Source organism: Streptomyces sp. 1-11, from assembly GCF_007176755.1.
Classification (GTDB): domain Bacteria; phylum Actinomycetota; class Actinomycetes; order Streptomycetales; family Streptomycetaceae; genus Streptomyces.
Genome location: NZ_BJTV01000018.1, coordinates 155,405 through 164,783 on the forward strand (window position 1 = coordinate 155,405; position 9,379 = coordinate 164,783).

At 66.9% G+C, this 9,379-nt stretch carries 8 protein-coding genes; 4 read left to right on the plus strand and 4 right to left on the minus strand.

All coding sequences use genetic code 11. The features are described from left to right. The 3 genes from TNCT1_RS30500 (at window position 1) to TNCT1_RS30510 (ending at window position 4,683) form a co-directional block, all read left to right on the plus strand. Window positions 1-1,428, plus strand: a complete 1,428-nt coding sequence (locus TNCT1_RS30500) for a hypothetical protein (RefSeq protein ID WP_143638512.1) — start codon at window positions 1-3, stop codon at window positions 1,426-1,428. Beyond that, complete coding sequence (locus TNCT1_RS30505) at window positions 1,425-3,239, plus strand: DEAD/DEAH box helicase (RefSeq protein ID WP_143638514.1); 1,815 nt, start codon at window positions 1,425-1,427, stop codon at window positions 3,237-3,239. Before TNCT1_RS30500 ends, TNCT1_RS30505 begins: the two co-directional genes overlap by 4 nt. Window positions 3,240-3,417: 178 nt before the next feature. Next, on the plus strand, window positions 3,418-4,683 hold the full coding sequence (locus TNCT1_RS30510; protein ID WP_143638516.1) for a DNA cytosine methyltransferase: 1,266 nt from the start codon (window positions 3,418-3,420) through the stop codon (window positions 4,681-4,683). Here TNCT1_RS30510 and TNCT1_RS30515 read toward each other — a convergent pair. The 4 genes from TNCT1_RS30515 to TNCT1_RS30530 form a co-directional block, all read right to left on the minus strand. After that, complete coding sequence (locus tag TNCT1_RS30515; protein WP_143638519.1) at window positions 4,680-5,141, minus strand: very short patch repair endonuclease; 462 nt, start codon at window positions 5,139-5,141, stop codon at window positions 4,680-4,682. The two genes, TNCT1_RS30510 and TNCT1_RS30515, sit on opposite strands and share 4 nt — an antisense overlap. 399 nt (window positions 5,142-5,540) lie before the next feature. Next, window positions 5,541-6,572: an SEC-C domain-containing protein gene (locus TNCT1_RS30520; RefSeq protein WP_143638521.1), complete on the minus strand. Its 1,032-nt coding sequence runs from the start codon at window positions 6,570-6,572 to the stop codon at window positions 5,541-5,543. Between the two features lie 71 nt (window positions 6,573-6,643). Further along, the gene (locus TNCT1_RS30525) at window positions 6,644-7,405 is read right to left on the minus strand and encodes a DUF2182 domain-containing protein (protein ID WP_143638523.1); all 762 of its coding nucleotides are present in this window, start codon (window positions 7,403-7,405) and stop codon (window positions 6,644-6,646) included. Further along, window positions 7,402-8,016, minus strand: a complete 615-nt coding sequence (locus tag TNCT1_RS30530; RefSeq protein WP_143638525.1) for a DUF1326 domain-containing protein — start codon at window positions 8,014-8,016, stop codon at window positions 7,402-7,404. The genes TNCT1_RS30525 and TNCT1_RS30530 overlap by 4 nt, the downstream gene beginning before the upstream one ends. Window positions 8,017-8,337: 321 nt before the next feature. On the opposite strand from TNCT1_RS30530, the gene TNCT1_RS30535 reads away from it, so the two are divergent. Continuing rightward, on the plus strand, window positions 8,338-9,195 hold the full coding sequence (locus TNCT1_RS30535) for a fumarylacetoacetate hydrolase family protein (protein ID WP_143638527.1): 858 nt from the start codon (window positions 8,338-8,340) through the stop codon (window positions 9,193-9,195). Window positions 9,196-9,379: the final 184 nt, after the last annotated feature.

A 9,379-nucleotide genomic window follows, 5' to 3' on the forward strand; every position in this document is an offset into this window, starting at 1 on the left:
GTGCTGAGGGAATTTTCGCCGCCGCCGAGAGCGGCCGAGTTCAGTGAACTGATCAAGAAGAAGGTCCAGGAAGCCAAGGCCGCCGGTGGGACCAGGGAGACCGTAAGGGTTGACTGGAACGAACAGCATGCCCATGTAGAGGTGATCGACCTTCCGCTCAGCGGACTGTACCTCAACCCGGGCACGCACAGAATCCGTGCCCAGCGCAGCCACAACGCGGACGCCGATGAGGCACTTGATAAGGACCCCTGGACGCAGGACAGCCAGGAGTACCTCACGTTCCTCCTCAAGGCCTCGCCCACCGATCCCAATCTGCGCGATCCCGACTTCGACAAGCTCAAGGAGAGCCTGGAGCAGTTCGGGCAGAACGATCCCGGGCTCGTTACCCACCAGGGCATTCTGGTGAACGGCAATACGCGTGCGGTGGCGCTACGGGACCTTCGCGTACAGACGATGCGAGTGGGGGTGCTTCCTGAGTCGTTCACCTGGGCCGACATCAACGCTGTCGAGCTGTCGCTGCAGCTGCGGATGGATCACCGCCGTGACTACACGTACATCAACCGGCTGCTCGCTATGGAAGAGCAGGCGTCGCTAGGCAGAACGCCCGAGCAGATCGCCAAGGAGTTCCGGATCCTGGTGAAGACGTATCACCAGGAACGGTGGATTCTCAGCACCATCAAGGAACTGATCGACCGCAGCAGGAGCGGCGGGGGCGTAGCGCTGCGTCTGGTCGACTGGGAAGGTGCCCAGGAGCGTCTCAAGGAACTGCACCGGCTGTACGTGAAGTTGGAGGGCGTCGACCGTGACCAGGCGGAGATCCTCAAGGAGTGGCGCTTGGCTGCGATCCTTCTCGACTTCTCCAAGACAGACGTCAGGCACATCGACGAGGAGTTCCTGAAGGAGGACTACCTTGCTGACACGCTGCCAGGCCTCCTAAGAACCGAGGTGAGCGGCGAGGACGCCGTACCCATTCCTGGGCTGGGGCTGACGGTTCCGGGTGCTTCCTCGGCTGTCTCGGAGGCGCGGGCGCTCAACGATGGGCTTCTCAGGGCCGCCGCTGCCGTGCGCAGTTCGGGAGGAAGCCTGGCCGACAGCGAGAAGGGGAAGAGCCAGGCCGTTCTCGACGACGCCAGGAAGGCGTTCGACGAGGCGATCGAGGCCGCCGGGCGTAGCGCGCGACTGCGTAAGCGCAAGCAGCTCGCGCCGGCCCGGCTGGCGGAAGCGAGTGCGAGTATCGACCAGTGCGTCATGGACCTAGTTCAAGCCCGCACGTCCCGCAGCCTGGACGAAGAAGCCTTCGACGAGGCGGTCCTCAAGTTGCGGAGCAGTTTGCGCAAGCTCGCTCAACAGGCCGGCCGTGGGCTGCCCACTCCCGGCGACGGGGTGGCCTGGCTGCTCAAGGCTGTGTCGTCGGAGGAGTCGCGGTGACGGACTCGGCCGGAACCTCCCTGCGTCTCGGATTCGATGAGACGCGGACCCAGGTCATTCTGAGGACCACCGACGAATACCGCGAGGACCTCGTCCAACTGGTTGCCCGTTTTCGCACGGGCGGCCAGATGAGCCCGCTCAGTGCGTCGGTCGCTCTCGATGAACTGCTAGCCAACCTGGGCGCTCTCAGTGGATGGCCGCATCACACTGGCGTCGAGTGGTCTCCGGAACTGCGCGACCTGGTGTCCGGTGTCATACAGGACGCCAACACGGTGCAGGCGCGGCTCGCGGGTACGGAAGCGCGCGGTGAGGTCACTCCGGACGCGGTGCCGAACCTGCTGGGAGACACCTGGCAGGCGGAGCTAAGTGAGTTTCAGCGTCGGGACATCGCCAAGCTTCTGTCGCTGCAGCACGGGGCGAACTTCAGTGTGCCAGGCGCAGGGAAGACTCGCGTGGGTCTGGCGGTCTATGCAGCGCAGAAGGAACAGGGGAAAGTCAGCCGACTGCTGGTGGTCTGCCCGAAGTCGGCGTATGAGTCCTGGCAATATGAGACGGCGGTGTGTCTCAGATATCCGCTGCGTACGAACGTGCTAGACGGTTCGATGGACCAGTGGGCCGAGGTTCTCATCGTCAACTATGAGCGTCTGGACCGCTCCCTGCCGAGACTCGCCGGCTGGTTGAAGGCCGCCCCTTCCATGATCATCCTTGATGAGGCGCACAGGATGAAGCTTGGTGCGAGAGGCACGTATGGTGCCGCGTGCATGGCTCTGGGTCCCCTTGCGGCACGGCGGATGATCCTTACCGGCACGCCGGCGCCAAACGGCTCCAAGGATCTAGAGAACCTGCTTGGCTTCGTGTGGCCAGGCCACGGGCAGCGCACCGTTGTCCAGGCCGTGGCGGGCGGTGACCTCGCGTACGCCAGTTCCGTACTTCGGCCTCTGTTCACCAGAACCACCAAGCAGGAGCTGGGCCTGCCGCCCATGCAACTGCGAATGCGGTACGTGGACATGCCGCCGCTGCACAAAGAGATCTACGACTCACTGGTGGGCGGTGTGAGCAACGGCACAGCGCGGGACGATCTCAGTGCGCTGGGCAAGACGGCGCTAAGGCTGCTTATGGCGGCGACGAGCCCGGCTCTCCTGCTGGAGGGAGCCAGCCGTTATGAGCCGTTGGCGTACCAGTTGCCCCCGCTGGACATACCTCAGGACAGCTCGCTGTACTCGCTGATGCAGAACCTCCCGGACTACGAACTCTCCCCCAAGTACAAAGAAGCGGTGACCATCGTCGCCGAAAACGCTGCCCGGGGACGCAAGACTTTGGTCTGGACGACGTTCGTCCGCAGCCTGACAACCTTGGAAAGGATGCTGGAGAAGTACGGCCCGGCCGTGGTCTACGGAGGTACGGCGGACCGGGAGGAGCAACTGCGCCGCTTCCGCGAGGACCCGGGCTGCATGGTGCTCATCTCCAACCCCGCGACACTGGGTGAGGGCATCAGCCTTCACCATGTCTGTCACGACGCAGTTTATGTTGACCGGGACTTCATGGCAGGGCGCTTCCTGCAGAGCCTGGACCGGATCCATCGCCTTGGACTGGCACCGGAGACGGACACCAGGGTTACGGTGCTTGCTGCGCGCGACACCGTCGATGAGGTGGTGGAGGTGCGTCTTGACCAGAAGCTTGAGTTCATGGGGCGCATCCTGGACGACCCTACGGTGCAGCAGCTTGCTGACTTGGAAGAGGAACCGTCGGTTGCGGCGGGGCTGGCGCCAAGCGATATCGAAGCCTTGCTTCGGCACATAGGGACTAGGTAGGTTCTGTACTTTGGTTTCCCGGCCCGGCTCGATCTGGCAGGGCCGGTCATGACCGGGCCCTCGCTTGCAGGCTTGTTCCCCGCAAGGGCGCGGAAGTGGGAAACTCTTGATGTCAAGTGGCCGGCGGTTGATCACGGGCACTTGACGGAACGATCCATGAGCCACCAGGAGGAGCGCCATGCGCGCCAGCGGCCCTCAGCGTCCGCAGTTCACCCCGTCACTGACCTCGATCGAGATCTGCGCGGGGGCTGGCGGGCAAGCCGTTGGGCTGCACAAGGCAGGTTTCGATCACTTGGCTCTCGTCGAGTGGGACGCGCACGCAGTCGAGACTCTCAAGGCAAACGTCGGGGCCTGGCCTGGATGGACGTCGGAGAAGGCTGCTTCTCTCGCTCCCATGGACGTAAATGATTTCCTCAATTCTCGGGAGCTTAAGGCGCTAAGCATCTCACCGGGCGACTTGGATTTGCTGGCCGGCGGTGTCCCCTGTCCTCCGTTTTCTTTGGCGGGGAAGAGGTTGGGTAAAGATGACGAGCGAGACCTTTTCCCGGCGGCCCTGGAAATTATCAAGAAGCTTAAGCCCAAGGCCATTATGATTGAAAATGTGCGGGGGATTCTTGAGCCTCCGGAGGTTTTCATCGATTACCGCAGATTTATCCTTAATGAACTGCGGAACTACGGCTACCTGGTCCCCAAAGTCGAAGACCACTGGTCGACTGAGAAGCAGAATGGCGTCATGCGTAGCGTCTGGCGCAGGATGGATGCACGCTACTTCGGGGTCCCTCAGCTCCGACCCAGGGCTATTCTTGTCGCGATCCATGAAGATGCTGCAGAAGCTGGCGCGGAATTTGAATGGCCTCTCAGGCTTGAGGGTGACGAAGCGACAGTGTTCGGCGCTCTGAATGAAAGCATGTATGAGCGCTGCTGGGCGTACTGGGACAACAATGAGAGGGGTGAACTTGCTAAGCCAGGGGAGCGGACGGGTGAATCCGTTTACAATGCCTGGCATAATAAAGCCTACGGCAAGTTCATCGCGCCTACCTTGGTGGGTGGATCGCGGAAGCATGGCGGCGCTGACCTAGGGCCTACCAGGGCGAAGCGTGCCTGGAGCGCATTGGGGGTGGATGCTATGGGTGTCGCGAATGACCCTGACCAGTGCGCGCCTGAGCGGGACCTCTTCAGGGATGCTGGGCCCATGCTGACCGTTCAGCAGGCAGCCAAGATCCAGGGATTTCCGGAGGGCTGGATTTTCCAGGGGAAAAAGACGGCTCGATACCGTCAAGTCGGCAACGCGTTCCCGCCCCCGGTTGCTGAAGCCGTCGGACGATCGATCGCCGCAGTGCTGCGACCCGAGCATCGTGATGATCTGCTCGAAGCGTATGTGATGGATACCGAAGAGAGCAGCCTAGCGGAAAATTCTTTGCGGCAGATGGAGTTGCTGGTTTAGGTGCGTCTTGCGCCGGATCGCCTAGCAGTTACCGTATCGGCGATCTGAGTGGCGCAAACTTCTGGTGGCTCGTGCTCCCAAAAGCGAAGTACGAGCCACCCGGCCTGCTCAAGGTGCTGATCTGTGTCGCGATCCCGCTGGACGTTACGCAAGACCTTTTCGGACCAGTAGCGGGGGTTTGTGCGTGGTGGAACATAGTGTTCCGGGCAGCCGTGCCAGTAGCAGCCGTCGATGAATACAGCGACCTTGGCCGGGCGGAATACCATGTCTGCCGTCCGGCGAAGGTCTGGCAACGGCCGTGCGGCGACGCGGTAGCGCAATCCTTGAGCGTGGACTAGCTGCCGGATAAGTTTCTCCGGCTTTGTGTCACGGCTGCGAATGGCCTGCATGTTTCGACGCCGGGCCGCAGACGAGGCCCAGGAGCCTTCCGGAGCGTCCCACGTGAGATCTTCTGACACAGAGGCGAGGGTAGTCCGGGGCTAGTCAGAGCGCACACAGCCGTCAGGGACTGCTGGTCACCTGCACGCTTAGCCGTGGGCCCATCGCAAAGCTCCTGACTGCCGCGTGAAGAGGGACTCGTCCCGGGCTGGGCTGGGCGATTCACCGGCCACCCGCACCCGTGAATGAGACACCACCACGAGGCGCCCCACTGAGTAGTGATCGCCGCAGTAGCCAAGACCGACACGGCTAGGTTTCGCAGGCCCCACACGTCGAGTCGACCCAGAGACCAAAGATGCGCCGGTCGGCATGGGCACCGACGGACATCCAGAAGGCGGCGAAGAGGACGTAACTGGCCAGCCAGGATTGGGGCATGGCCGGATCCGCCCCCTACACCTCGTTCCGTCAGGCTTGACCCCTTATACGGCTGCCGTCGGCTCCGAGGCTCCATGGCACTCGCCGTAAGCCTCGCCCGAGCCGCACCAGCAGGAGGCCGTGCGCTGTGGGGGCCAGGCGATGGCTCGGCCGCGGGCCGCGAGGGTCGTGGCGTACTGGGGGAGGAGGGCCGGGTCGGACGGGCTCGTGCCCTCCGAGGCGGCGAAGGCCTCGTAGGACGGGACCGTGCCGGTGACGATGCCCAGGTTGGGGGTGCCCGAGGACGCCAGTTCGCGGAGGGAGGCCTCTATGGTCGCCAGGTGGGCGTCGTGGGAGGGGTACTCGGTGGCCAGGTCGGCGTAGGCCGCCAGCAGTTCCGCCAGTTCGGCCGCCGGCCAGTGCAGGACCGCCACCGGGAAGGGACGGGACAGCGCCTCCCGGTAGGCGCCCAGCTCGGCGTTGAGGCGGGAGATCTCCGCGGCCAGCTCCGCCGGGTTGTCCGAGCCCAGGGACCAGACCCGCTTCGGGTCGTGGAGCTCGTCCAGGGAGACGGGGGAGGTGTGCAGGGTGTCCGCGAGGGTGTCCCAGTGGTCGTGGGGCAGGCCCAGCATGCGGCGGACGCGGTGGCGGCCGTAGAGGAGGGGGTGCGTGGCGTACGGGGGTTCGGTGCCGTCCGGCAGGAGGAGGCCGGCCGCCTGCGTGAAGGTCTCCTCCGCCGCCTCCAGCTCGTCGTGCGACTCCAGGGACTCGGCGACGATCACCCAGGGGGCCGGGTTGCGGGGAGCCGACGCGCGGATGCCGTCGATGATCGCCCTGGCCTCCGCCTCGTGGTCGTACTCCCAGAGGTTCGAGGCCTTCAGGGCGCGGACGAGGTGGGGGTCGTCCAGTCCGTCCGCTGAGGACAGCAGGCGGTCGTAGAGCGTGGTCGCGGCGGGGCGGTCGCCGGACAGTTCCAGGTGTGCCGCGGCGCGCAGGAGCAGGGCCTCGGCGTCCTCGGGGTACATGCCGGCGATCCGCTCCAGGCGTGCCGCTTCGGCGTTGTGGTCGACGTTCTCGGCAGGCGTGTCGGGGCGCATGGGTGACACCGTACTGCCGACCGGTGACACGGGTGGAGTACGTGGGTGGCCGGCGGGCGAGGCCCGCGCCCTCACATTCCGGTCATGCCGCCGCCGGTGAGGGCCGGGGCCAGCGCCGGAACCCAGAAGACGGCGACGGCCAGCGCGAGCGAGGTGACGCCCACGGCGCGGGCCACCAGGTGGCCGGCCGGAGCCAGTTTCTCGACGGAGATCACGGCGGCCAGCACCACCATGGCCCACAGGTTCATCACGCCGAAGGCCGCCAGCACCAGCATCAGCGACCAGCAGCACCCCAGGCAGAAGGCCCCGTGGTGCAGTCCGGCGCGAACGTCGCGCCAGGGCGGCGGGTACGAGGCGTAGCGCAGCATCGTCCCGACCGGCGAGCGGCACCTCGCCAGGCAGCGGTCCTTGAGGGGGGTGAGCTGGTAGACGCCGTTGACCGCGAAGACGGCCGCGGCCGCCGCGGTCCCCGCCACGGCGGGCAGGCTCGTCACCCGGCCGAGGGCGGCGGCCAGACCGTAGGCGGGCAGCCCGGCCGCGGTCCAGACGAGCAGGTAGACGACGGTGAAGGCGACCATGCGCGGGACCCGGTGAGCGGCGATCGTGCGGGCGTACAGCCCGGCCACGGGCGCCGTCGCGGGCAGCATCATGGCCGCCGTCATCAGCGTCCACACGGCCAGGAATGCGGGCAGGCCCAGACCCATGGTGCCGGGCATCGCCGGCGTGCCGCCCCAGCGCGTCACCAGCCAGACCCAGGCGGCGGCCGCCGCGACCAGCAGCAGCGCGGAGGGGGCCGCCGCCCTGCTGCCGACGGCGACCGGCCGACCGGTCACGCGGACCACGTGAAGGGCGCCGAGTGGCCGTTGCCTCCGGAGAAGTCCCAGGACCGGCCGTGGACGCCGCTGCCCGTCGCGCGGCGGGAGCGGGCGATGGTCAGCGTGCTGTTCACCGGGTGGAACATGCCGGTGAGGCCCATGACCGGACCGTCCTCGCCGAACTGCGGTGCGATCTGGTCCTCGATCTCGATGTCGATGGCGTCGCCCACCCGCGCGGAGTGACGCCGGCCGTCGTCGCGGTAGTCGATGGGGACGCGCTCCACTCCGAGGACTTCGCCGACGAGCGGGGCGAGCGCCGCCATCGGCCCGCCGGCCTGCCCGGAGAAGACCTTGCCCAGCGCGTCCGCCTGGTCGTCGTCCGCCGAGGCGTCGAGGTACAGCGCCGCCTGCCAGCCGCCGTCGGCCATGACCCGGGGCGCGTCGATGAAGACGGCGACGTTGCGGTCGGCGACGTCCACCCCGTCCACGTTCCCGCTGTCCACGTGGAAGGCGAAGGTCACCTGGCAGCGCTCGTGGTCGGCCGGTGCGGTGAGGCCCGAGGTGGTGCAGGGGCACACCGTGTCGCAGTTGCAGCTCTCCAGATACGTGCCGTTCAGATTCCAGGGCATGGCTTACGCCTCCCTCGTCACGTCCCCCGCGGTTCTGCGTCCCCCTGCTCCCACGTCACCCGTGGATCGCGTCGGACCGGAGCGCGTCGGAACGGGTCCGTCCGGTCGCGGTGCCGCTCCTCCAGGCTATTCCCGACGGCCACAGGCGCGCAGGTCCGCCGCCGGCGCCGAGGCCGGTGCCATGGCCGCCGCCGGCTGACTGCGCACGGTCCAGTACCTGAACAAGGTCTTGCGGACTGGACAGTGGACTTGGAGGATCGACCAGTCCTGCGATGGCTGCACCCATCCGCCGGGCGCCCGCGATCGAGGGAGATTGTGACGATGAAGCTGCTGCGAGTCGGTACGGCCGGGGCGGAGCGCCCGGCGCTGCTCGACGCCGGGGGGACCCTGCGGGACCTGTCGGGGATCGTGGACGACATCGACGGCACCCTGCTCGCCGACGACGGCGCGCTCGGCCGGGTCCGGGCGGCGGCCGAGGCCGGTGAGCTGCCCGTGCTGGACGCGGCGGGGCTGCGGATCGGGCCCCCGCTCGGCCGGATCGGCAAGATCGTGTGCATCGGGCTCAACTACCACGACCATGCCCGGGAGACCGGCGCCGAGCCGCCCGGTGAGCCCGTCGTCTTCTTCAAGGCCCCGGACACGGTCGTCGGGCCGAACGACACCGTGCTGGTACCGCGCGGGTCCACCAAGACCGACTGGGAGGTGGAGCTGGCCGTCGTCGTCGGGCGTACGGCCCGCTACCTGGAGTCGGCCGAGGACGGGCTCGCGCACGTCGCCGGGTACGCGGTGGCGCACGACGTCTCCGAGCGGGAGTTCCAGATCGAGCGGGGCGGGACCTGGGACAAGGGGAAGAACTGCGAGACGTTCAACCCGCTCGGCCCCTGGCTGGTGACGGCGGACGAGGTGCCGGATCCGCAGGCGCTGCGGCTGAGGCTGTGGGTCAACGGTGAGCTGCGGCAGGACGGGTCCACGGCCGAGCAGATCTTCCCGGTGGGGGAAGTCGTCCGCTACGTCAGCCAGTTCATGACGCTGTACCCCGGGGACGTCATCAACACCGGCACTCCGGCCGGCGTCGCCATGGGCCAGCCGGAGCCGAAGCCGTATCTGCGGGGCGGGGACGTGGTCGAGCTGGAGGTGGAGGGGTTGGGTCGGCAGCGGCAGGAGTTCAAGAACGCGTAGGCGCTCCGCTGGGGGGCGGGGGCTGGGGGGCTGTGGTTCGGCTTGGGCTCGGCTGCGGGTTGGTTGTGGCTGGGCGCGCAGTTCCCCGCGCCCCTTGGGGGGTTTGGGGTGGCCGGAGTTGGCGGGGTTCGGGTGTCTGCTGGGGGGTGGGCTTCGTCGTTGGCTGCGGGTTGGTTGTGGCTGG